Consider the following 22,526-nt stretch of genomic DNA (forward strand, 5'->3'; position numbering starts at 1 on the left):
GAAGACTGTGGTCGGAGAGAATCCTGACCGCAGCGCACTTCTCGAGAAGCTCGGGGTCGTCATCGGCCCCGAGCTTCTCGAGCTTGCGCTGACGCACCGCTCGTACGCGTATGAGCACGGCGGCATCCCCAACAACGAGCGCCTCGAGTTCCTCGGCGACTCCATCCTGGGTCAGGCCGTCACGGTGAAGCTGTTCCGGGAGAACCCGGACCTCGACGAGGGTGAGCTCGCCAAGCGGCGTGCCAGCCTGGTCAGTTCTGTCGCGCTTGCCGAGGTCGCCCGCGGCATCGGCCTGGGGGAGTACCTGCGGCTGGGTCGCGGCGAGAACCAGAGCGGCGGACGTGAGAAGGCGTCCATCCTGGCCGACACGGTGGAGGCGCTGATCGGCGCGACCTACCTCGACCAGGGCGACGATGCGGCGACCGCACTCGTGCTGCGGTTGGTCGAGCCTCTTCTCGACGACCCGGGCCGCTTCGGCGCCGCGATGGACCCGAAGACGAGCCTGCAGGAGGCCGCCGCCCACCGCGGCGCCGGCCTTCCGGTGTACACCGTCACCAACACGGGCCCGGATCACTCCAAGACCTTCCACGCGACCGTCGCCGTGGGCGACCTGGTGACCGCCTCCGGTGAGGGCACGAGCAAGAAGCAGGCCGAGATGGCTGCGGCGCTGAGCGCCTGGACGGAACTGACGAGACGACGTGCCCGAGCTCCCCGAGGTTGAGGTCGTCCGCGCGGGTCTCGCGCCCGCGGTGACCGGTGCGACCATCCTCGGCGTCGAAGTGTTCGAACCGCGGTCGCTCAAACGGCACGACCCGGTCGCCGGCACCTTCGAGGCGCTGCTGACCGGACGCACCATGCAGGGCCCGGTGCGGCGGGGCAAGTTTCTGTGGATCCCGCTGGAGGGATCGCCTCGGCGGGCCATCGTCGCGCACCTCGGGATGAGCGGCCAGATCCTGCTGCGCGAGCCCGGCACCGCCGAAGCGGGACTTCTGCGCATCCGGCTGCACATCGAACATCCTGAGCATGGCGAGCTGTGGGTGCACTTCGTCGACCAGCGCATCTTCGGCTCGATGGCAGTGGATGCTCTGGTGCCGACCGCGGACGGCGCCCACGGCGGCTTCGGGACGGACGAGCCGCTCATCCCGACCCAGGTCGGCCACATCGCGCGTGACCCGCTCGATCCTTCCTTCGACGACGCCGGTTTCGCGGCAGCGCTCGCGCGCAAGAACACCGGCATCAAACGCGCCCTGCTCGACCAGACCCTGATCAGCGGGATCGGCAACATCTACGCGGACGAGGCGCTGTGGGCGGCGCGCATCCACTACGCCCAGCCCGCGAACTCGCTGAGCCGGCCGAAAGTGCGGTTGCTGCTCGCGGAGGTCCGGCACGTGCTGGAGAAGGCGCTGGCCGAGGGCGGAACCAGCTTCGACGCGCAGTATGTCAACGTCAACGGAGCCTCGGGCTACTTCTCGCACAGCCTCAACGCCTACGGCCGGCAGGGCGAGCCATGCCCGCGCTGCGGCACGCCGATCGTGCGGGAGCAGTTCATGAATCGGGGCTCGCACTTCTGCCCGCACTGCCAGCGCCTGCGTGCGCCCCGGCCTGAGGCCGACGCAAAGTCCAATAGCTAGGTCCGGCTCCCTCCCAGCGCGATTTTTTCGACCGCTCAATCCGGCCTACTGATCCGCAGTTACGATCTATTGGCGCATCCCTCGTTTTGGTGACGCTTAAGTGGCAACCATTCCACTTCAAGGTGGCTAGATTGAAGCGAATCATTTCGCAGCAATGCCCGGTGTGTGCCCGCAGCATAAGACCAGTTTTTTGGGGAGCCAGTGAGAATCCGCTCTGTGCATTTCGAAGCTTTCAAGTCTTTGTATGACTTCAGCACTGACTTCGCGGACCTTACGGTCATCACGGGTGCGAACGGGTCGGGCAAAAGCAATCTTGTCGACGGCTTGGTATTCATCAGCAACGCGTATCTTCACGGCCTCGAATTGGCGGTGAGTTACGGAGGCGGGTACGAGAACCTCGCTCACCGGCGAACGAGAAGGGCTCGACGCCCAATTCGCGTAGCTGTCGAGGTTGAAGTAGATCGCAAAGAGGTCCGCGAGGGGCTCAGCTACTCGCGGCGCCGTAGCAGCAGTGAGGGTGAGCGCAAGAGGGTTCCTTCTACGCGCCTTATCGTCCGGCACGACTTTGCATTCCGGGCGGTTTCAGAAAGATTGACTGCTGACTTCGAGGTCACAGAAGAGTCTCTATCGCTACAAACCATGACTGGACAAGTTGTGGCTACCGTGACTAGGCGCCCAGATCATTCCGTATCGGTCACCCGATTTGAAGCGGAGGAAGGGATTGCCGGCCTCGTCGACGATCTGCTCTTCATTTACTCGCGGGACGATTTAGTGACCCAGGTCAAACCCGCTCCGAGCGAGTTGTTCGCAGCCCGCGGCTTCTACGTGGATATCTTCTGGTTGGTCAGTCGCTTTTTGTCCTCCATCAGGGTCTTCCAGCTCTCTCCCCACACTTCTCGCCAAGCAGGCGTGCCGTCGCCTAGAGCCCAGCTTGAACGCCACGGCGACAATTTGCCTGGGGCTGCGGACTATTTGCGGAAGAACCACGCTGAAGCTTGGTCTCGTGTGGAAGCCGCGATGCGAGCAATCATTCCCACCCTTGAGGAAATCACCATCGCGTACACAGAAGACAGGAGACTGGCAGTCCAATTTCGTGAAAAAGGAATCGGCCGAGCTTGGAACAGTTCGGAAGTTTCGGACGGAACGATTCAAGCGTTTGCCGTGCTCGTCGCGATCTTCGACCCCAGGGCGTCGATACTGGCGATCGAAGAACTAGAGAATGCGCTACATCCATGGATTCTCAGACAACTTCTCGAGCTTTGCCGCGAGTCTCCTCGTCAGATATTGCTGACAACTCATTCCCCGGTGCTGCTCACCTCAGTACCGCCGGAGTCGGTGCAACTCATGTGGATGGACGGCGGCCGGAGCACCATTGCGCCACTTGCGTCAATGGACCCAGAAGTATCGACGCAAGTGCTCAGCGGGGAAATTACGGTCTTCGAGTTGCTCGACAGTGGCGCGGTGGAGCAAGCTCTGCCTCGCGGGCTCGGATGATCAAGTGAAGGCGATGATCGCTACGGAGGGTCAAGGCGAATTCTCCGCTTTCAAGGTTCTGTTTGGCTCAATTCCGACTCCGCGAGGTGCCGTCGCGACAACAGTCCTTCGCGTGGCGTGCCAACCGGACGGGCCGATTCCAGGCATCGCCAAAGCGTGTGAGCCCCTGCTCAAACAAGCTCGTGCTAGGAGTGTTGACCTCTTTGTCGTTGTCCTTGACCGCGAGCAGCAAGATTCCAAGCCGGGGGAATTGGCTAGCGCTCTGAAGCAGGCGTTGAGCCACCTAGGCTCGTGGCCGTTCAGGATCGAGGTCGTATACAAAGACCGAACTTTCGAGAACTGGCTTATCGCTGACTTGGACGCTTTACGCAGTCAGCGAGCCCGTTTTGAAGTGTCAACGGCTCTTGTTCGTCAAGTCGAGCCGGATAAGGCCGATCATGTGCAAGCGCTTGACTTGCTCAAGCGAGCAGCGAAAGGAAAGCGATACGACAAAATTGAAGATGGTAAGAGGATCGTTGAGCGGATGTCCATTGCTTCTGCGGCGCAGCATAGCCGAAGCCTTCGTCACCTTCTGCACGTCCTAGGTCACGCCGACTATCAGTCGCAGTGCAGGCATCCGACGCCTTCCGGAAACTGAAGACACATTTCGCGGCGATAGTCACCCTCTGGTGCGGTCGCCGCCCCTACTCCAGCGTCTTCTGCCAGTGCCCGGTCAGCGCGTGCGGACGGAATCCGAACGCGCGGTTGATCGCCAGCATCGGGTCGTTCTCGTCGGCGTTCCAGGTGAGGATGCGGCGGATGTGCTGCGCGCGCCGCCCGAGCTCCTGGATGTTCCGCAGCTTCACCGCCGTCCCGAGCCGGTGGCCTCTGTGCGCGCGAGCGACGAGCGTGTCGTACTGCTCCGCTTTCGTCCCGTCGGCGGGCACCGCGAGCTCCGTGTAGGCCGCGATCTCGCCCGTCGCCTCATGCACGGCCGCCGTGACCAGCAACGGTTCGCCGCGCGCCACCAGCGTCCTCTCCTGGGAGCGGACCCGTTCACCGTCCCAGTCCTCCGGGTCGACGGCGATGCCGCTCTGCGGGATGTCGGTCGCCATCCGCGCCTTCATCGTGGCGAACTTCTCCAGCAGGTCGTCGGGAGCGGCTCCCCACCAGGACACCAGCCGGAACCCGTTCAGCGTCATCGTCAGACCCGCTTCGACCTGCGGGGGGAGGGGGAGGTGCAGCTCGCTCGACCGCTCGATCTGCCCGAGCGTGTAGCCGTGACGCAACGCGAACCGGACCTCCCGGGAGGTGGCGGGGAGCCCCGCCTTTCCGGCGGAGGCACGCACCAACCGGTCGGCCCCCTCCAGCGTGCGGATCGGGTGCTCGGTGTAGGTGGAGATCACCCGGCGACCGCCCTCCCCGGCGAGTTCCTCGCCCTTCTCCAGCAGCGCCGAACCGATGCCGCGACCGCGGAGCGCGGGCACGACATCCACCAGAAGCGACACCGTCTCGGAGTCCTCGTCGAGCGGGAAGATCGCCTCCACCCGGCCGACGATCGCGTCCTCCTCGACGGCGACGAACACCATCCGCTCGGTGTACTCCTGCTCGCGGTATGCGGCGAGTGCCTGCTCGGCGGTCTCGACGAAATCGTCGTCGCCCCACAGGTCGACGACGATGCCGTTCAGCACCCCGATGAGTTCCTCGAAGGCAGCGGACTCGCGGGTGCCGAGCGAATCGGGGATGGGCAGTCGCGTCACACGCATCGAAAGGCACCTCCTCGAGCCGGTCGCGCAGAGGATCAGCCTACCGATGCGCGTGCGGCGGTGTGAACCCGAGGATGCGTTTGGTTTCGATCGTGTAAATCTGCGCTCCGATCGTGGTTGCAAATCGTTGCGAGCCCTGTATTCTCAGCACACATATTCGTGGCACGAACCGGTGAAAATAGCGAGTTCGTGACGGATTCACGTCGAGAGGCAAAAGATGCTACGGAAGAAAGTCACTATCGGTGCGGCTGTTGCAGCGTCAGTCGCACTGCTCCTGGCTGGATGTGCGAACCAGCCGTCCACGGGAGGATCCACCAACGGGAACTCGTCGAAGGTCGACATCCCGGCGATCACTTCGGTCGATGTGCCGAAGAACGCCGTGCTCCCCGCGGGTGACGGGAAGGCCACGTGTCCGGCCGGCCTGACCATCGGTTACGTCGGCGCCGAGACCGGCCCGAACGCACAGCTCGGTATCAACATCTACAACGGCATCCAGCTGGCCATCGACCAGCACAACCAGTCCAACAAGGGCTGCCAGGTCGCCTTCAAGAAGTTCGACACCGAGGGTGACCCGAACAAGGCGACGGGGCCTGTAACGCAGGCCGTCAACGAGGCCGACATCGTCGGCGTCGTCGGCCTCCCGTTCTCGGGTGAGTCGAAGGCAACCGGCAACATCTTCGAGCAGCAGGGCCTCGTCCACATCACGCCGTCGGCCACCAACCCCGGCCTGACGCAGAACGGCTGGAAGACCTTCTTCCGCGGCCTCGGCAACGACGCCGTCCAGGGTCCGGCCGCAGCGAAGTTCCTCACGGACAAGCTGAAGGCCAAGAAGGTCTACCTGGTCCAGGACGACTCCGATTACGGCATCGGCCTCGGCACCCAGACCTCGAAGGCGCTCGGCGACGCACTCGTCGGCACCGACAAGGTGACCACCGGCCAGAAGGACTTCTCCGCTGTGATCTCCAAGATCAACAACGCGAAGCCGGACGCGGTCTACTACGCGGGCTACTACGCCGAGGGCGCTCCGTTCGACCAGCAGCTGGTCAACAAGGGCTACAAGGGCACGTTCGTCGGCCCCGACGGCGTGAAGGACGACCAGTTCATCAAGCTGGCCGGTGACGCGTCCAACAACGCGTACTTCACCTGCCCCTGCATCCCGGGTGAGCTCATCACCGACTTCGAGTCCGCCTACAAGAAGCTCGCAAGCGCCGAGCCGGGCACCTACTCGATCGAGGGATACGACGCCGCCACGGTTCTGCTGGCCGGCATCGACAAGGGCAAGACCAGCCGCGCCGACCTGCTCTCGTGGGTCAAGGACTACGACGCGGACGGCCTGAGCAAGCACTACAAGTGGGACTCCACCGGTGAGCTGCAGGCGCCTGCTGTCTACGGCTACAAGGTCGAGGGCGGCAAGATCGTCCCGATCGGCACCATCGGCTGAGGCGACCCCCTGAGGGGTGCCGCGGGCCCCAGCGGCCCGCGGCACCCTCCTTTTTCGGATACGCTCGCTTTGCCTGTCGGATCGACGGAGATCCGGCACCGAAACCCTGGATGCTCGAATGCTCGAAACCCTCGTCCTCCATCCCGCCCTCGATAGTTCCTGGATCAACTTCGATGTCAACGCGCTGGTCCAGAATTTCTGGAGCGCCACCTTCGACGGCCTCACCTTCGGTGCGGTCTACGGTCTGATCGCCGTCGGTTACACGCTGGTCTACGGCGTGCTGAACCTGATCAACTTCGCCCACTCCGAGGTCTTCATCGTCGGCGCCTACGGCGTCGTCGTGACCCTCACCACGCTGGGCTTCGGCCCGAGCGCGCCGACCCTCGGCCCCGCCGCACTGATAGGCGACCTCTTATTGGCGCTCATCGTCGGTATGCTCGCCTCGGCCGTCACCGCCTGGATCCTCGAGCGCGTCGCCTACCGCCCCTTGCGGAAACGGAACGCGCCACGCCTTGTGTTCCTGATTACGGCGATCGGTGCCTCGTTCACGATCCAGTACCTGATCTTCCTGATCCCGGGTGTCGGCGCGAACGCGATGCCGGCCGTGACGATGTTCATCCCGCAGCCGATCTTCGACGTCTTCGGGACGATCGTCACGAGCCAGCAGCTGATCATCGTGATCGCGTCGGTCCTGCTGATGATCGCGACCGACTGGTTCATCCGGCGCACCCGCACCGGCCGCGGAATCCGCGCGGTCGCGCAGGACCCGGACACGGCCACCCTGATGGGCGTGAACAAGGAGAAGATCATCCAGATCACGTTCATCACCGGCGGTATCCTCGCCGGTGCGGCCGCCTTGTTCTACGTGATGCTGGTGCCCTCCGGCGTCATCTACAACGGCGGCTTCATCCTCGGCGTGAAGGCATTCGCCGCAGCGGTGCTCGGCGGTATCGGCAATGTCCGCGGCGCCCTCCTCGGCGGCCTGCTGCTCGGCGTGATCGGCAACTACGGCCAGATCCTGCTCGGTGACTCGCAGTGGACCGACGTCGTCGCTTTCGTCGTCCTCGTCCTCGTGCTGCTCATCAAGCCGAGCGGCATTCTCGGCACCTCGCTCGGAAGGAGCCGCGCATGAGCATGACAGAAGGCCCCAGGGTCCTCCCCGACGGTCGCGAAGAGCAAGCGGTCGACGCCCTCGAAGCTGCCCGCGGCAAGCGGAGCAACGGTCCCTTCGCCCAGCTCCGCGACCGCTGGAACAACCTCCCGCGCGTCGTGCAGTGGGCGTGGCTGCTCATCGTCGTCGTCATCGCCTACGCGCTGCCGTACCTGAACTTCTTCCCGCTGAGCACGGCCCCCGGCAACGACTGGGCGCTCGCCTGCTTTTCGATGGCCGTGTATGCGCTCATCGCGATCGGCCTGAACGTGGTGGTCGGCTACGCCGGCCTCCTCGACCTCGGCTATGTGGCATTCTTCGCCGTCGGGTCGTACACCGCGGCGATGCTGACGAGCCCCGACTCGCCGTTCCTGAAGATCCCGTACCTGTGGACGATCCCGGTCGCCATCGCGGTGACGATGACGTTCGGCATCATCCTGGGTGTGCCGACGCTGCGCCTCCGTGGCGACTACCTGGCGATCGTGACGCTCGGCTTCGGTGAGATCGTCCGCATCCTCGCCACGATCATCCCCGCGATGAAGGGACAGGTCGGCTTCCAGAACGTCGGCCACCCGCCGGGGGAGAATGCCGACGGCATCCCGATCTTCTCCAACTCGAACGGTGTGCCCTGGTACTGGCTGACGCTGACCGTGATCATCGTCATCCTGCTGCTGGTGGGAAACCTGGAGCGCAGCCGTGTCGGCCGCGCGTGGGTCGCCATCCGCGAGGATGAGGACGCCGCCGAGATCATGGGCGTGCCCACCTTCAAGTACAAGGTGTGGGCGTTCGCCATCGGCGCCGGCGTCGGCGGCCTCTCCGGCGCGCTGTTCGCCGGTCAGGTCGGCTTCGTCAACAACCAGAAGTTCGACGTGCAGACCTCGATCCTGTTCCTCGCGGCCGTCGTCCTCGGCGGCGCGGGCAACAAGGTCGGCGCGATGCTCGGCGGTGCGATCGTGGCGTACATCCCGCTGCGGTTCACCGTGATCGCCGACTACAAGTACCTGATCTTCGGTATCGCCCTCGTGCTCATCATGATCTTCCGGTCGCAGGGCCTGTTCCCGGCGCGGCAGAAGCTGCTGGCGTACGGCAGGCACGCCTACAACCGCGTGGCGGAGGCGGCGAAGGGACGGCCGAGGACGACGACGGGAGCGACCCCGGTGGTCGACCCGGGCTCACTCGATGGTGACGGCGCGAAGGGAGGCGCACGATGACGGACGCACAGAACACGGCTCCGGAGGAGGAGCTCGCCCTCGGCGCGAACGAGGACGAACTGGAGGCGGCAGGGATCGACCTGAACGTCGCCGAGGCTGCGGCCCCTGACCGCGAGATCGCGGTCGAGGTCGGGGAGAACATCGTGGAGGTGCGCAACCTGACCGTGAAGTTCGGCGGTCTGACGGCGCTCGACAACGTGACCTTCGACATCCGCCGCGGTGAGATCCTCGGGCTCATCGGCCCGAACGGCGCAGGCAAGACGACCTGCTTCAACGCGATGACCGGCGTCTACAAGCCGACCAGCGGCGACGTGCTGCTGGAGGGCCAGACGATCAAGGGGCGCAAGCAGCACCAGATCACCCGGCTCGGGCTGTCCCGGACGTTCCAGAACATCCGGCTGTTCGGCGAGATGACGGCGCTCGAGAACGTGGTGGTCGGGCTGGATGCCCGGCACCGCACCTCGGTGCCCGGCGCACTGCTGCGGCTTCCGCGGCACACCCGCGAGGAGAAGTCGGCGATCGAGCGCGGCATGGCCCTGCTCGAGTTCGTTGGCATCGCCGACCACGCGGGCTCGCTGTCGCGGTCGCTCCCATACGGCTACCAGCGGCGCCTGGAGATCGCCCGTGCGCTGGCGACCGACCCGAAGGTGCTCTGCCTGGACGAGCCGGCCGCCGGCTTCAACCCGGCGGAGAAAGAGGACCTGATGGACCTCATCCGCACCATCCGGGCCGACGGGTACACCGTGCTGCTGATCGAACACGACATGAAGCTGGTCATGGGTGTGACCGACCGGATCGTCGTGCTGGAGTTCGGGCGCAAGCTCGCCGACGACACTCCCGAGGCCATCCGGAACGACCCGCGCGTGATCGCCGCCTACCTCGGGGAGCCCGAAGATGACGTTGCTTGAGCTGAAGAACATCAGCGTTTCGTACGGCCGGATCGAGGCGATCCACGACATGTCCTTCTCCGTGGAGGAGGGCGAGATCGTGAGCCTGATCGGCGCGAACGGCGCAGGCAAGTCCACGACCATGAAGACGATCTCGGGCATCCTGAACCCGTCGAAGGGGTCCATCCTCTTCGACGGCGAGGACATCACCAAGATGAAGGCGCACATCCGCGTCGTCCGAGGGATCTCGCAGGCGCCGGAAGGCCGCGGGATCTTCCCGGGCATGACGGTCATGGAGAACCTGGACATGGGGGCGTTCGGCCGGAAGGACCGCTCGAACATGGGCGAGGACTTCGACCGCGTCTTCTCGCTGTTCCCGCGGCTCGCCGAGCGCAAGACCCAGGTCGGCGGCACGATGTCGGGCGGCGAGCAGCAGATGCTCGCCATCGGCCGGGCGCTCATGTCGAACCCGCGGCTGCTCCTCCTCGACGAGCCGTCGATGGGTCTGGCGCCGCAGTTCATCCGCCAGATCTTCAGCATCGTGACGGAGATCAACAAGCAGGGCACGACCGTCCTGCTGGTGGAGCAGAACGCCAACCAGGCGCTGGCCCGCGCACATCGCGGCTTCGTGCTGGAGACCGGCAACATCACCCACGCAGGCACCGGTCGCGAGCTCCTCGCCGACCCGGCGATCAAAGAGGCGTACCTCGGCGTCGGCTGACGCTTCGCTCCAGTTGACGCAACACGCCGTCGCCGGCCTCGCCGGGACGGCGTGTTGCGTCAACTCGGCAGCACCGCTCGCGGCGCTCCGGCACGGCTGCGGCCTGATCGTCGGGTAAATTCGCCTGCGTGTACTTGAAGAGTCTGACGCTCAAGGGCTTCAAGTCGTTCGCGCAGCCGACGACCTTCGCCTTCGAGACGGGCGTCACCTGCGTCGTCGGTCCGAACGGGTCCGGCAAGTCGAACGTGGTGGACGCGCTCGCCTGGGTGATGGGCGAGCAGGGCGCCAAGACGCTTCGCGGCGGCAAGATGGAGGACGTCATCTTCGCCGGCACCTCGACCCGCGGACCCCTGGGTCGCGCCGAGGTCCAGCTGACCATCGACAACTCCGACGGCGCGCTACCGATCGAGTACTCGGAGGTGACGATCTCGCGCACACTGTTCCGCAACGGCGGCAGCGAGTACGCCATCAACGGGCAGTCGTGCCGTCTGCTCGATGTGCAAGAACTCCTGAGCGACTCGGGCCTCGGCCGCGAGATGCACGTCATCGTCGGCCAGGGCCAGCTCGACGCCGTCCTGCGGGCCAGCCCGGAGGACCGGCGCGGGTTCATCGAGGAGGCCGCCGGCATCCTGAAGCACCGCCGCCGCAAGGAGAAGACCCTCCGCAAGCTCGAGGCGATGCAGACCAACCTCACCCGCCTGAGCGACCTCGCAGGGGAGGTGCGGCGCCAGCTGAAGCCGCTCGGGCATCAGGCGGAGATCGCGCGCGAGGCCCAGACGATCGCGGCCGTCGTCCGCGACGCCCGGGCGCGGCTCCTCGCGGACGAGGTCGTCACCCTGCGCCGCACCCTCGACGACCACGGCCGTACGGAGTCGGAGCGGCACAGCGAGCAGATCGTGCTCCAGGAGCAGCTGGAGCAGAAGCAGCTCCGACGCACGCGCCTGGAGCAGGCGCAGGTCGGGGATGCGGTGGATGCGGCCCGCAGCACCGCCTTCGCCCTGGAGTCGGTGCAGGAGCGGCTGCGGAGCCTGTTCACCCTCGCCAACCAGCGGGTCGCACTGCTCGGCGGCCAGGCGGACGCGCCCGACACCGGCCCCAGCGTCACGCCGCAGAACGTGAAGGACGCCCGCGACGAGGTGGAGCGCCTGCGAGGCGTCGTGGTCGACGCCGAGGCGGCCTGGACCGCGGCACAGGCCGCGACGCGAAGTGCGCGCGCCCGCCTGGACGCCGTCGACGAGGAGATCGCCGCGCAGAGCGCGCTCGTCTCACGCCACGACCTGGAGATCTCCAAGCTCAACGGCCAGGCGGAGGCGGCGGCGCAGCGGCTGGCCGCCGTTCGCGGCGAGGTGCTGCGCCAGCAGAACGCGCTCGACGCGGCCACCGAGCGGCGCGAGCGCGCACGCGCGGAGTTCGCCGCCCGGGAGGCGGAAGCCGCAACGGCCGATATCGGCGAGGGAGACCTCGACGAGGCATACGAACTGGCCCAGGCGACGGTGTTCGAGGCGGAGGGCGAGATCGAGCGGCTCCGCGAGGAGCTGCACACCCTGGAGCGGGAACGGGACGCCCTCGCAGCCCGCACCAGCGCCCTCTCGCGGGCCCTCGACCAGAAGGACGGCTCCGCCGCCCTGGTCGCGGCGCGCCTGGACGGCGTGCTCGGGCTCGTGGCGGAGCATGTCCGCGTCCACCCCGGCTACGAGGCCGCGATCGCCGCAGCGCTCGGGACGCTGGCCGACGCCGTGCTCGCCGACGATCGCCGGTCGGCAGTGGCCGCCGTGACGCATGCCGCAGACGACGACCTCGGCCGGGTGGAGGTGGTCATCGGCGACGCGCCGGCCGCATCCGTCGACCTCGGCGGCATCGGGGGAGTCGTGCCCGCGACCAGCGTCGTGGATGCGCCCGACGGCGTGCGCGGCATCCTCGCCTTCACCGCCGTCGCCGACGACCTGGAGGCCGCGCAGCGGGCGTTCGACGCCTTCAGCACTCGCGGGATCGGCGGACCCGTCACGATCATCACCCGGACCGGGGAGGTGCTCACCGAGCACGTGCTCCATGGCGGGTCGGGCGCGAAGCAGAGCCGCATCGAGCTGATCGCCGACCGGGATGCCGCCCAGGAACGCCTGACCGAGGTCACCTCGCTGATCGACCGGGCGAAGTTCGCCCTCGCCGAGCAGCGCGGCGTGCTCCAGGTCGCGAAGGAGCAGTCGCAGGCAGCCCTCGCCACCCTGCGGGAGTTCGACGCGAAGCTCGCCGCCCAGACCGAGCAGGTCAACCGCCTGAAGGTGCAGCTGGAGGCCTCGCAGGCGGAGTTCGACCGTCTCAGCCGTGCCCTCGAGCAGGCCGCCGAGCGCGTGGCCGAGGCGGAGCAGGCCGCCGACCGGGCGAAGGCCGAGCTGGAGACTGCCCGCTCGCGTCCGCGCCCCATCCTGGATGTGAGCGCCCGCGACGCGCTGTCGAACGAACTGGATGCCGCGCGCGAGGCCGAAGTGGAGGCGCGACTGGCCGTCGAGACGGCCAAGGAGCGGGTGCGGGCCGAGCAGGCACGTGGCGAGGCGCTCGCGCGTCGGCTGGACGCCGAGCGCGCAGCGGCCGAGGAGGCCGCGCGCCGCGCGGTCATCCGCCGCCGACAGCTGGATGCGGCGCAGAGCGTCATCGGCGCCCTGCCCGCCGTGCTCGACTCCGTCGACCGTTCCGTCGCCCAGGCGCGGCTGGAGCTCGCTACCGCCGAAGCGCAGCGCGCCAGCCAGAACGAGGAGCTGGCGACCCTGCGCCGCGACGAGAACGCGGTCCGCGAGCGGCTGCAGGCGATCACCGAGTCGGTGCACGGTCTCGAGTTGCAGATCTACGAGAAGAAGCTGCACCTCTCGAGCCTTCTGGAGCGGGCGGGCAGCGAGCTCGGACTGGTCGAGGATGTGCTGGTCGCCGAGTACGGGCCGGAGGTGCCGGTCCCGGTGGATGTCGCGCGCGACGACCTGCGGGAGCCGGAGGCCGAAGGGGAACCCGAACCGGAGGCCGAGACCGTCCCGTTCTCTCGCGAGCAGCAGCAGAAGCGCCTGGCGTCCGCCGAGCGCAAGCTGTCGCAGCTCGGCCGGGTGAACCCGCTCGCTCTGGAGGAGTTCGCCGCGCTCGAGCAGCGTCACAAGTTCCTCACCGAGCAGCTGACCGACCTGACGAACACCCGCAAGGACCTGTTGACGATCATCGAGGACATCGACGAGCGGATGCAGACCATCTTCGAGTCCGCGTTCGCGGACACCGAGGCGGCGTTCGCGCGCGTCTTCCCCATCCTGTTCCCGGGCGGCGAGGGGAGCATCAGCCTGACCAATCCCGACGACCTGCTGACGACCGGCATCGAGGTCTCGGTCAAGCCGGCCGGCAAGAAGATCGAGCGCCTGTCGCTGCTCTCCGGCGGCGAGCGGTCGCTGGCGGCCGTCGCCCTGCTGATCGCGATCTTCAAGGCGCGGCCCAGCCCGTTCTACATCATGGATGAGGTGGAGGCAGCGCTCGACGACGCCAACCTCGGCCGCCTGCTCACCATCTTCGAGGACCTCCGCGAGACCAGCCAGCTCATCGTGATCACCCACCAGAAGCGCACGATGGAGATCGCGGACGCCCTCTACGGCGTCTCGATGCGCCAGGACGGCGTCTCCGCAGTCGTCGGTCAGCGCGTGGCGCAGGAGCGGGAACAGGAGCAGGAGCGGGCGAGCTGATCCCGCCGAGTGGTGACATCCCGTCGCCACTCACGAGGGATACCGCATCCCCTCACATCTCGATGGCGGCGAGCTTCTCGTCGAGCCCCGCGAGGAGTTCCTGCGCGCGCGACTCGCACTCGGTCGCGAGGAGCGCGATTCCGGTCGCGGCGGCGGGGGTGAGCGGGCGCTTGGCCGCGTTGTCGCGCAGGTGGCGGGCCAGCAGGACGAGGTCGCGGTGGTCGCCTAGCGCGTCCTGGACCGCCTCGGCCGCGGCCGCCACCCGCACCGCTTCGCGGCCGAGGTCATCGACCACGGCCTCGGCCCCATAGCGGAGCCGCCGCGCCGCCTTCCGGGTCTCGTGTCGCTCGGCGAGGGACGAGCCTGTGGCCCGGTGGACGCGCGCGCCGGCCTTCGCCAGCGCCTTGCGGGTCACGCGCCGAGGGTGGCCACGGCCGGCCTTCGTGAGCGGCGGGTCGGCCGCGAACCGCTGCAGGTCTGCCATCAGCTGCCGGTGCGCCCGCCCGCCCACGTGTCGCAGCAGCGCCTCGTGGGCGCGGTCGTACTCGGCGCGGGCATCGGCGGTCAGCGCTTCGACCGCATCCACGACGTCCGGCGGGGAGTCCGCGTCGAGCAGTCCTTCGAGGTCGCGTGCGCGCACCTCGGCGTCGCGCGCGGTCCCCAGCCGCGTGCCGAGGCGCTTCAGCCGGTCGCGCATCCGGTGCCGCGCATCCCGCTCGAACGCTTTCCCGTACACGCTCAGGATGCTGCGCAGCCGGCGCACGCGCGTCCGCGCCTGATGCACCGCGTCATCCCCGCCTGTCTCGATCGCGACGAGCTGTTCGGCCAGTTCCGCAGAGACGCCCACCAGTGCGTACATGAGCACACCGTACAACCCCGGCTAGTCTGAATGTCATGGCTGACCGCACCCCCTGGTCTCTGTCGGGCGCCCTCCGTGGGCTGTTCGCGAAGAAGACCATCGACGACGACACCTGGGACGACCTCGAGACGGCGCTGATCACCGCCGACTTCGGCCCGGATGTCACCGAGGCCGTGATCGACGACCTCCGCGCCAAGGTCGACCGGTACCACACCACGGACCCCGCGGATCTGCAGCGGATGCTGCGGGAGACGATGGAGGAGCGGCTCTCGAAGCTCGACACGACCCTCAAGCTGAGCGACCGCCCGGCGATCGTGCTCGTGGTCGGCGTGAACGGCGTCGGCAAGACGACCACGATCGGGAAGTTCGCGAAGTTCCTGCGTACGTACGACCGCTCGGTCGTCGTCGGCGCGGCGGACACGTTCCGTGCCGCGGCAGTGGAGCAGCTCGCCACCTGGGCGGAGCGTGCGGGAGCCGAAATCGTTCGGCCGCAGCAGCAGGGCCAGGACCCGGCGTCCGTCGCGTTCCAGACGGTCGAGAAGGCCAAGCGCGACGGCACCGAGATCGTCATCATCGACACGGCAGGGCGTCTGCAGACCAAGGGCGGCCTGATGGATGAGCTCTCCAAGATCAAGCGCGTCGTCGAGAAGCAGGCTCCGATCGCAGAGGTTCTGCTGGTGCTCGACGCGACCACCGGCCAGAACGGTCTTGCCCAGGCGGAGGCGTTCCTGGAGCATGCAGGGGTCACGGGCCTCGTGCTGACCAAGCTCGACGGTTCGGCGAAGGGCGGATTCGTGCTCGCCGTGCAGGAGCGCACGGGCATCCCGATCAAGCTGGTCGGCCAGGGCGAGGGGATCAACGACCTCACCGGTTTCACCCCGCACGTCTTCGCCCAGCAGCTGGTGGGATAGGGTCACGCCATGGCGATCGAGCACGACTTCTTCGGCGTCGTCGACGAGACGGCGAGCGGCGGCCTGGCGTGGGACGACACGGTGGAACTGGGCGACCAGACCATCGATGTCGAACTGCTAGCCGACGACGAGAGCGCGGTGCCGGAGTTCGCTCTCGACTCCGCAGCTGCACTCATCCAGGCGCTGGAGGGGTTCGACGCGCGCGCCCGGGATGCGCTGATCGCCGAGCTCAGTTCGCGGCAGTCGGCGACCGTCACCTACATCGACGAACACGTGGAGAAACTGGGCGACAGCCTCGTCGACCTGCTGGTCTACAACTCGGGTGACATCGCCATCGACGTCCTGCGGTCGCTGCAGTTGCTCAGCGTCGTCATCCAGGCCGATCACTCGGACGAGGACGAGGTCTTTGCGACCTTCGACTACTCGATCGCGCCGGACGAGACGGACGCCCTGCTGACGGTCGCCTTCGACGTCCGCGGCGACGTGGTCTCGGTCGAGACATCGGGCGACTGACTGACGTTCACGGCAGCCGGCCAACGTCGCCCGATAGAATAAACAGATCATGGCTACTTTCGGCACGCTGTCCGACCGACTTGCGGACACCTTCAAAAACCTGCGCACCAAGGGCAAGCTGTCGCCGGCCGACGTCGACGGCACCGTGCGCGAGATCCGTCGCGCACTGCTCGACGCCGACGTCGCCCTCGAGGTGGTCAAGGACTTCACCGGGAAGGTGCGCGAGCGCGCACTGAGCGACGAAGTCAACAAGGCCCTCAACCCGGCGCAGCAGGTCGTCCAGATCGTCAACGAGGAGCTCGTCGCGATCCTCGGCGGCCAGCAGCGCCGCCTGCAGTTCGCGAAGCGGCCCCCGACGGTCATCATGCTCGCGGGCCTCCAGGGCGCCGGTAAGACGACGCTGGCGGGCAAGCTCGGCAAGTGGCTCGTGAAGGACGGCCACACGCCGCTCCTCGTCGCTGCCGACCTCCAGCGCCCGAACGCCGTCCAGCAGCTGCAGATCGTCGGCGAGCAGGCCGGCGTGCCGGTGTTCGCCCCGGAGCCGGGCAACGGCGTCGGAAACCCCGTGCGGGTCGCCAAGGACGCCATGAAGTTCGCCGAGACGAAGCAATACGACACGGTCGTCATCGACACCGCCGGTCGTCTGGGTGTGGATGCCGAGCTCATGAAGCAGGCCGCAGACATCCGCAAGGCCACCGACCCGGACGAGGTGCTGTTCGTCATCGACGCGATGATCGGTCAGGATGCCGTGGCCACGGCCAAGGCGTTCCAGGACGGCGTCGACTTCACCGGTGTCGTGCTCTCCAAGCTCGACGGCGATGCCCGCGGCGGAGCCGCGCTGTCGGTCGCGTCCGTGACCGGCCGCCCCATCATCTTCGCGTCGACGGGTGAGAACCTGGACGACTTCGAGCCGTTCCACCCGGACCGCATGGCGTCGCGCATCCTCGACCTCGGCGACATCCTCACGCTCATCGAGCAGGCCCAGGAGGCCTTCGACGAGGAGGAGGCGCGCCAGGTCGCCGAGAAGTTCGCGACCGACAGCTTCACGCTGGACGACTTCCTGAAGCAGATGCAGCAGCTGCGCAACATGGGCTCCATCAAGAAGATGATGGGCATGCTTCCTGGTGCCGGCCAGATGAAGCAGCAGCTCGACCAGTTCGACGAGCGCGAGATCGTGCGCACGGAGGCCATCATCCAGTCGATGACGAAGGCCGAGCGGACGAACCCCAAGCTGCTGAACGGCTCCCGCCGGCTCCGCATCGCGAAGGGCTCCGGCTCGACGGTCACCGAGGTGAACCAGCTCGTCAACCGGTTCGAGCAGGCCGCCAAGATGATGAAGACCGTCGCGAAGGGCGGCGTGCCGAACGTCCCTGGCATGGGCCCCATCCCCGGCGCGTCGTACGCCGGGCGCGGCAAGCAGCAGAAGAACAAGAAGAAGGGCTCGCGCTCGGGCAACCCGGCGCGTCGCGCGGCGGAGAACGCTGCGCTGGCGGCGGGTGTGAGCCCGGCCGGCGCATCGGCGCCGAGCGGCAGCGGCTTCGGCCTGGGCGGTGGGGCCCCGCAGGCCACGCCGGCGGGAGGGCCGTCCGAGGAGGAGCTGAACGCGCTGCAGAAGTTCCTGGGCCGGTAGGCCAGGCCGACACGGCCGGGCGCCTGCGCTTCGCGGATCGCCCCGGCTAGAGCGCCAGGTTCAGCGGACGCAGCTTCGACTCGATGGTGCGTGCGACGACCTTCTGCCCGGCCGCGTTCGGGTGGATGCCGTCCGGCTGCAGGAGGTCGGGGTGCCCGACCAACGGGAAGCCGATGTCGAGCCAGGTTCCGTCGACGTCGCGGACCGCATCCCCGACGATCTCGTCCACGTGGGTCATGGTCGCGGGCGGCTGGTCGGAGCCCCAGATGCCGGTGATGCCGACGATCGAGGCGTCCGGGAACGCCTCCCGGAGTTCGCGCAGCATGCGGTCGGCGTTCGCGGTGACGGCTGCGGGGTCCTGGTCGCGGTCGTTCCTGGTCGCGGCGAGCAGGATGACCTGCGGGTGCAGGCGGAGCGCAGCATCAACCTGCTGGCGGTAGGTCGCGCCGTTCCAGCCGGGCTTGACGAAACCGGAGCCGGAGACGGCCAGGTCGGTGAGCCGCCAGCCGTGCGAGGCGGAGAGGATGGCGGGCCACGCCTCGGAGGCAGTGACGCCCTTGCCGAACGCGATGGAGTCTCCGATCGCGACCGCGTCGATGGGGTCCGCGTTCTGTCGGGCGGTGCCCGCGACCGGGGCGGCGACAGAGGTCGACTGCGCGGCGACCGGGCGGGCGGTCGGCGTCGCGGAGCAGCCCGCGAGGGCCAGGAGGGCGACCGTCAGTGCCGCAGGCGCGAACAGCGGGAGGCGGGTGGCATGGGCGCGCGGGCGGCGTCGGGTGAGGGTGCGCACGGGAGCGACGTTAGAGCGTCAAACCTGCGAGAACGCTGTGTTGCGGTTCCGGGCGTGTCGGCCCGGTGGTAGTCGCGCGCGATCAGCGCTGCTCCAGCTGCATCGCAATCCGGTCCGACTGTGGCGTCGGATAACGCGGCCCGAATGTCCTTCCCACCGCGGTGCGGATGGAGATTCGGCGCCAACGTCGGAGAAACGTGCCCGAATCTCCTTCGAATGGCAGTGGCGAAGGAGATCCGAACGGAATTGGATCGAATGTCCTTCGATCCGGGGTGCAGGGGAAGGACGGGGGAGAACGGTCGGAGCGGAGTGGGTCCTAGTCAGAGACCCAGCTTGGCCTCCACAGCCGCCGCGATCGCCTGCTGGCCCGGCAGGGTGGGATGCTCGCCGTCGTCCTGGACGAGACCCGCACGGTCGCGGTAGGGCTGGCCGAGGTCGAGCCACGTGCCCCCGGCGTCGGCCACCGTCCGGCGGAGTGCCGCGTCCCCGGGAGAGAGGTCGTCGTCGGTCGCCGAGCCCGTGAGTGCGCTGAAGCCGACGATCCGGGTATTCGGGAGCGCCGTGCGGAGGCGATCGACGGCCTGGCTCATGGCGGAGGCGACCTGGCCCGGATCCGCGTCGAGGTCGTTGTCGGAGGCGCCGATCAGCACCAGCTCGGGCTTCGCGGCCAGGGCCGTATCCACCTCGGCCGAGAAGGTCTTCCCATCCGGACCCTGCGCCAGGAACCCGGCGCCCGGCTCGCTGAGGTTGTCGAGCCGCCACCCGTGTTCCGCAGCGAGGAGTGCAGGCCAGGCCTCCGACGGATCGAGCCCGAGACCGGACTCGATCGAGTCGCCGATCACGGCGACACGCAGAGCGCCCGCTGAGAGGGATGCGGCGGACGGCTCGGACGTGCCGGCGTTCGCCGCGGCGCATCCCGAGAGGACGGCGAGCGCCACCAGGGCCACCGTCATCGTGGCCGCCGCAGTGGCGAGGGGCCGTCGTGCCAGCATGCATTCACCGTACGCGCGGACCCTATGGTTCGGCTTGGTGAGAGCTCCACCGCCTCAGCGGCTCAGCATCAGCGGCTCAGCGCCCGAGTCCGCTCCGCAGCTCGTGCGTCAGCGAGCTGACCACCGCCTGCAGGCTCCCGCCGTTCTGCTCCGCGACGGCGAGCTGCCGCTGGTAGCTCCCGCCCGTGTCCAGGATGGTGAGCACCGTCGCCAGCTCGTCCACGCATCCCAGTCGCTCGGCCTCCGGCTGCAGGTCCTCCACCAGCTCCCGTAGGGAGTCCGAGACGAGCCGCTCGCTGCCGTCAGGTGCCGTGATGATCTCCGCGTCCAGCCCGTAGCGCGCAGCGCGCCACTTGTTCTCGCGCACGAACCATGGCTGCAGCGTGACCGGCTCGACGCCCTCATCCAGCCGCGCTGACATGCGGTCGGTCAGGCAGTGGATGAGCGCGGAGACGGCCCCCACCTCATCCGCTGTGGACAGCCCGTCGCACGCCCGCATCTCGACCGTGCCCCACTTGGGCGACGGCCGGATGTCCCAGCGGACCTCCGAGTGATCCTCCACGACGCCGGTGGTGACGAGGTCCTCCACGTAGGCCTCGTAGTTGGCCCACGTGCCGAACTGCCAGGGCAGGCCCGCCGTCGGCAGCTGCTGGAACATGAGCGCGCGGTTGGAGGCGTAGCCGGTGCGCGCGCCCGCCCAGAACGGGCTGGATGCGCTGAGCGCCTGGAGGTGCGGGTAGTACGTCAAGAGGCCGTTGACGATCGGCAGCGCCTTGTCGACGGAGTCGATACCCACGTGCACATGGACGCCCCAGATCATCATCTGGCGGCCCCACCACTGCGTCCGGTCGAGCAGGCGGTCGTAGCGTTCGTTGGGCGTCACCTTCTGGTCGAACCACTGAGCGAAAGGATGCGTCCCCGCGCACATGAGCTCGACGCCCAGCGGATCGGTGACGCCGCGGACCAGGCCGATCAGCTCCTGCAGATCGGTGATGGCGGCCGGAACCGTCTTGTGCACCCGGCTGACGAGCTCCACGGTGTTCATCAGGAGCTCGTGCGTGACCTGCGGGTGCTCGCGCCCGTCCGGCGTGCCCAGCTCCCGGAGCACGTCGTCGGCGATCTGCACCAGGTCGCCGGTGGAGCCGTCGACGAGCGCGATCTCCCACTCGATGCCCACGGTGGAGCGCTCGGATTCCGAGAATTCGATCTGCATGCGGTCGTCCCGTCCATCCGATTGTTCAAAGCAGGGCAGTATCTGACAGAATAACTAGTTGAGTTCGCTGTACCCGACCCTCTATCCGGTGCGGCGGACGAACATTAGACCTCCTGCCGAGTGTGCCCCCACGCCCACGGCAGTCAGTTCGACACATCTCATCCACTCACACAGGAGAATCGTGGCTGTCAAAATCCGTCTGAAGCGCCTGGGCAAGATCCGCGCTCCGTACTACCGCATCGTCGTCGCCGACTCGCGCACCAAGCGCGACGGTCGCGTCATCGAGGAGATCGGTCTGTACCACCCGACCGAGGAGCCCTCGCGCATCGAGGTCGACTCCGACCGCGCGCAGTACTGGCTGAGCGTCGGCGCCCAGCCGACCGAGCAGGTCACCGCGCTGCTGAAGCTCACGGGCGACTGGGGCCGCTTCAAGGGCGACAAGAACGCCGTCAGCACCGTCAAGGTCGCCGAGGGCAAGTCGGAGTTCGTCGCCGACGAGAAGAAGAAGCCGGTCCTGAAGCCCAAGGCCGACAAGACTAGCCCTGCCGCTGAGGCCGTCGTCGAGGCCGAGGTCGAGCGCGAGGAGGCCGCCGAGGCCAACGTCGTCGCCGAGGCCGAGGCCATCGCGGACGACGCTTCCGACGAGAAGGCCTGACATCTTGCTCGCACCCGCGCTCACGCACCTGGTCAAGGGGATCGTCGATCACCCTGACGACGTCCACGTCGTGGCCAAGAGCTCCCCGCGTGGCGAGGTCCTCGAGATTCGTGTGAATCCCGAGGACCTCGGCCGGGTGATCGGTCGCTCCGGCCGCACGGCCAAGGCCCTCCGCACGCTGGTGGGCGCCCTGGCCGACGGCCGGCGCGTCCGTGTCGACGTCGTCGACGACTGAGGTGGCGGACCACAAACTGCCCCGCAAGGAGGTCGCCCCCCGGCCCGGTCAGACCGAGCTGCGGGTGGGGCGCCTCACGAAGGCGCACGGCCTCAAGGGCGCACTCAAGATCGAGCTGTACACGGACGAGCCGGAGAAGCGGTTCGTCCCGGGCGCCGTCTTCACGCTTCAGGTGCCGACCTCATCCAAGTGGCACGGCAAGACGCTCGAACTGCGTGAGCTGCGCTTCTACAACAGTCAGCCGGTCGGCTTCTTCGCCGGTGTCGACGACCGCACCGAGGCGGAGACGCTGGTGAAGGCCATCCTCTGGGTGAGCCAGGACGTCAAAGAGCTCCCCGACGAGGATGACGCCTGGTACGACCACCAGCTGGTCGGCCTGGATGCGATCCGCGACGGCGTCTCGGTCGGCCGTGTCGCGCGCGTCGACCACCTGCCCGCTCAAGACCTGCTGGCCATCGCCACGGGGCACGGCGAGGTGCTCGTGCCGTTCGTGAAGGCGATCGTGCCCGAGGTGGACGTGACCGCCGGCACCGTGACGCTCACGCCGCCCGCCGGGCTGTTCGAGGATCTGACGGACGACGACGAGGAGCCTGTGGGCGACGGTGAGCCTGCGGGCGATAGCGACGCTGCCGAATCGGACTCCACCGAATCGGACGCTGCCGAACCCGACGCTGCCGAGTCGGACGCTGCCGAGTCGGACGCTGCCGAGTCGGACGCTGCCGAGCCGGACGCCGACGAGCC

The 22,526-nt window shown here is 67.7% G+C and carries 20 protein-coding genes and 1 pseudogene; 16 read left to right on the top strand and 5 right to left on the bottom strand.

What is annotated here, in order from left to right:
* Nucleotides 1-7 precede the first annotated feature (7 nt).
* The 4 genes from rnc (at nt 8) to AB7E03_RS02270 (ending at nt 3,762) form a co-directional block, all read left to right on the top strand.
* Complete coding sequence (gene rnc / locus AB7E03_RS02255; protein WP_489942843.1) at nt 8-721, top strand: ribonuclease III; 714 nt, start codon at nt 8-10, stop codon at nt 719-721.
* Nucleotides 699-1,631: a bifunctional DNA-formamidopyrimidine glycosylase/DNA-(apurinic or apyrimidinic site) lyase gene (mutM, locus tag AB7E03_RS02260; protein WP_489938934.1), complete on the top strand. Its 933-nt coding sequence runs from the start codon at nt 699-701 to the stop codon at nt 1,629-1,631. The genes rnc and mutM overlap by 23 nt, the downstream gene beginning before the upstream one ends.
* Before the next feature lie 216 nt (nt 1,632-1,847).
* Nucleotides 1,848-3,125 (top strand): AAA family ATPase, encoded by a 1,278-nt coding sequence (locus tag AB7E03_RS02265; protein WP_489938936.1) that lies wholly within the window; start codon nt 1,848-1,850, stop codon nt 3,123-3,125.
* Between the two features lie 13 nt (nt 3,126-3,138).
* Nucleotides 3,139-3,762: a DUF4276 family protein gene (locus tag AB7E03_RS02270; RefSeq protein ID WP_489942844.1), complete on the top strand. Its 624-nt coding sequence runs from the start codon at nt 3,139-3,141 to the stop codon at nt 3,760-3,762.
* A gap of 46 nt (nt 3,763-3,808) precedes the next feature.
* On the opposite strand, the gene AB7E03_RS02275 is transcribed toward AB7E03_RS02270, so the two are convergent.
* Entirely contained in the window at nt 3,809-4,870 is a 1,062-nt protein-coding gene (locus AB7E03_RS02275) for a GNAT family N-acetyltransferase (RefSeq protein WP_489938938.1), read from the bottom strand.
* A 217-nt stretch (nt 4,871-5,087) separates the two neighbouring features.
* Between AB7E03_RS02275 and AB7E03_RS02280 the strand changes: the two genes are divergently transcribed.
* From AB7E03_RS02280 to smc, 6 genes are all read left to right on the top strand, one after another.
* Nucleotides 5,088-6,311, top strand: coding sequence for a branched-chain amino acid ABC transporter substrate-binding protein (locus AB7E03_RS02280; RefSeq protein ID WP_489938940.1), 1,224 nt, complete (start codon nt 5,088-5,090; stop codon nt 6,309-6,311).
* Between the two features lie 118 nt (nt 6,312-6,429).
* Nucleotides 6,430-7,443, top strand: a complete 1,014-nt coding sequence (locus tag AB7E03_RS02285; protein WP_489938942.1) for a branched-chain amino acid ABC transporter permease — start codon at nt 6,430-6,432, stop codon at nt 7,441-7,443.
* Entirely contained in the window at nt 7,440-8,672 is a 1,233-nt protein-coding gene (locus AB7E03_RS02290) for a branched-chain amino acid ABC transporter permease (protein ID WP_441782526.1), read from the top strand. The genes AB7E03_RS02285 and AB7E03_RS02290 overlap by 4 nt, the downstream gene beginning before the upstream one ends.
* Complete coding sequence (locus tag AB7E03_RS02295) at nt 8,669-9,580, top strand: ABC transporter ATP-binding protein (RefSeq protein WP_489938944.1); 912 nt, start codon at nt 8,669-8,671, stop codon at nt 9,578-9,580. Before AB7E03_RS02290 ends, AB7E03_RS02295 begins: the two co-directional genes overlap by 4 nt.
* Nucleotides 9,567-10,280 carry an ABC transporter ATP-binding protein gene (locus AB7E03_RS02300; protein ID WP_489938946.1) on the top strand — a complete coding sequence of 238 codons (714 nt, stop codon included), beginning with the start codon at nt 9,567-9,569 and terminating at the stop codon, nt 10,278-10,280. The genes AB7E03_RS02295 and AB7E03_RS02300 overlap by 14 nt, the downstream gene beginning before the upstream one ends.
* A gap of 128 nt (nt 10,281-10,408) precedes the next feature.
* Nucleotides 10,409-13,987 carry a chromosome segregation protein SMC gene (gene smc / locus AB7E03_RS02305; protein ID WP_489938948.1) on the top strand — a complete coding sequence of 1,193 codons (3,579 nt, stop codon included), beginning with the start codon at nt 10,409-10,411 and terminating at the stop codon, nt 13,985-13,987.
* A 52-nt stretch (nt 13,988-14,039) separates the two neighbouring features.
* Here smc and AB7E03_RS02310 read toward each other — a convergent pair whose 3' ends face one another.
* On the bottom strand, nt 14,040-14,846 hold the full coding sequence (locus AB7E03_RS02310; protein WP_489938950.1) for a CHAD domain-containing protein: 807 nt from the start codon (nt 14,844-14,846) through the stop codon (nt 14,040-14,042).
* 35 nt (nt 14,847-14,881) lie between these two features.
* Here AB7E03_RS02310 and ftsY point away from each other — a divergent pair, with 35 nt between their 5' ends.
* From ftsY to ffh, 3 genes are read left to right on the top strand one after another with little or no spacing between them, the layout of a single operon-like run.
* Entirely contained in the window at nt 14,882-15,757 is an 876-nt protein-coding gene (gene ftsY, locus AB7E03_RS02315; protein ID WP_441782519.1) for a signal recognition particle-docking protein FtsY, read from the top strand.
* A 9-nt stretch (nt 15,758-15,766) separates the two neighbouring features.
* Nucleotides 15,767-16,270 carry a DUF2004 domain-containing protein gene (locus AB7E03_RS02320; protein WP_489938952.1) on the top strand — a complete coding sequence of 168 codons (504 nt, stop codon included), beginning with the start codon at nt 15,767-15,769 and terminating at the stop codon, nt 16,268-16,270.
* Between the two features lie 49 nt (nt 16,271-16,319).
* On the top strand, nt 16,320-17,900 hold the full coding sequence (gene ffh / locus AB7E03_RS02325) for a signal recognition particle protein (RefSeq protein ID WP_489938954.1): 1,581 nt from the start codon (nt 16,320-16,322) through the stop codon (nt 17,898-17,900).
* A gap of 46 nt (nt 17,901-17,946) precedes the next feature.
* Here ffh and AB7E03_RS02330 read toward each other — a convergent pair whose 3' ends face one another.
* The 3 genes from AB7E03_RS02330 to AB7E03_RS02340 all read right to left on the bottom strand — a co-directional run bounded on the left by AB7E03_RS02330 (nt 17,947) and on the right by AB7E03_RS02340 (nt 20,895).
* The gene (locus AB7E03_RS02330) at nt 17,947-18,690 is read right to left on the bottom strand and encodes an SGNH/GDSL hydrolase family protein (protein ID WP_489938956.1); all 744 of its coding nucleotides are present in this window, start codon (nt 18,688-18,690) and stop codon (nt 17,947-17,949) included.
* A 320-nt stretch (nt 18,691-19,010) separates the two neighbouring features.
* A complete protein-coding gene (locus tag AB7E03_RS02335) occupies nt 19,011-19,682 on the bottom strand; it encodes an SGNH/GDSL hydrolase family protein (RefSeq protein WP_489938958.1) in 672 nt (223 codons plus the stop codon).
* Between the two features lie 76 nt (nt 19,683-19,758).
* Nucleotides 19,759-20,895, bottom strand: a complete 1,137-nt coding sequence (locus AB7E03_RS02340; protein WP_489938960.1) for a glutamate--cysteine ligase — start codon at nt 20,893-20,895, stop codon at nt 19,759-19,761.
* Between the two features lie 181 nt (nt 20,896-21,076).
* Here AB7E03_RS02340 and rpsP point away from each other — a divergent pair, with 181 nt between their 5' ends.
* The 3 genes and pseudogenes from rpsP to rimM all read left to right on the top strand — a co-directional run.
* Nucleotides 21,077-21,550 (top strand): 30S ribosomal protein S16, encoded by a 474-nt coding sequence (rpsP, locus tag AB7E03_RS02345; protein WP_489938962.1) that lies wholly within the window; start codon nt 21,077-21,079, stop codon nt 21,548-21,550.
* A 4-nt stretch (nt 21,551-21,554) separates the two neighbouring features.
* On the top strand, nt 21,555-21,785 hold the full coding sequence (locus AB7E03_RS02350; protein WP_441782512.1) for an RNA-binding protein: 231 nt from the start codon (nt 21,555-21,557) through the stop codon (nt 21,783-21,785).
* A 1-nt stretch (nt 21,786) separates the two neighbouring features.
* Nucleotides 21,787-22,440 (top strand): annotated as a pseudogene (gene rimM / locus AB7E03_RS02355) (ribosome maturation factor RimM); the annotation flags it as partial.
* Nucleotides 22,441-22,526 lie beyond the last annotated feature (86 nt).

Source organism: Leifsonia sp. RCC_180, assembly GCF_058138205.1.

Excerpts from the sequence above, each read along its gene's own strand:
- AB7E03_RS02270 (WP_489942844.1), top strand. The coding sequence starts at position 3,139 with ATGATCGCTACGGAGGGTCAAGGCGAATTCTCCGCTTTCAAGGTTCTG.
- AB7E03_RS02275 (WP_489938938.1), bottom strand. The coding sequence starts at position 4,870 with ATGCGTGTGACGCGACTGCCCATCCCCGATTCGCTCGGCACCCGCGAG.
- AB7E03_RS02280 (WP_489938940.1), top strand. The coding sequence starts at position 5,088 with ATGCTACGGAAGAAAGTCACTATCGGTGCGGCTGTTGCAGCGTCAGTC.
- AB7E03_RS02285 (WP_489938942.1), top strand. The coding sequence starts at position 6,430 with ATGCTCGAAACCCTCGTCCTCCATCCCGCCCTCGATAGTTCCTGGATC.
- AB7E03_RS02290 (WP_441782526.1), top strand. The coding sequence starts at position 7,440 with ATGAGCATGACAGAAGGCCCCAGGGTCCTCCCCGACGGTCGCGAAGAG.
- AB7E03_RS02295 (WP_489938944.1), top strand. The coding sequence starts at position 8,669 with ATGACGGACGCACAGAACACGGCTCCGGAGGAGGAGCTCGCCCTCGGC.
- AB7E03_RS02300 (WP_489938946.1), top strand. The coding sequence starts at position 9,567 with ATGACGTTGCTTGAGCTGAAGAACATCAGCGTTTCGTACGGCCGGATC.
- AB7E03_RS02310 (WP_489938950.1), bottom strand. The coding sequence starts at position 14,846 with ATGTACGCACTGGTGGGCGTCTCTGCGGAACTGGCCGAACAGCTCGTC.
- ftsY (WP_441782519.1), top strand. The coding sequence starts at position 14,882 with ATGGCTGACCGCACCCCCTGGTCTCTGTCGGGCGCCCTCCGTGGGCTG.
- AB7E03_RS02320 (WP_489938952.1), top strand. The coding sequence starts at position 15,767 with ATGGCGATCGAGCACGACTTCTTCGGCGTCGTCGACGAGACGGCGAGC.
- ffh (WP_489938954.1), top strand. The coding sequence starts at position 16,320 with ATGGCTACTTTCGGCACGCTGTCCGACCGACTTGCGGACACCTTCAAA.
- AB7E03_RS02335 (WP_489938958.1), bottom strand. The coding sequence starts at position 19,682 with ATGCTGGCACGACGGCCCCTCGCCACTGCGGCGGCCACGATGACGGTG.
- AB7E03_RS02340 (WP_489938960.1), bottom strand. The coding sequence starts at position 20,895 with ATGCAGATCGAATTCTCGGAATCCGAGCGCTCCACCGTGGGCATCGAG.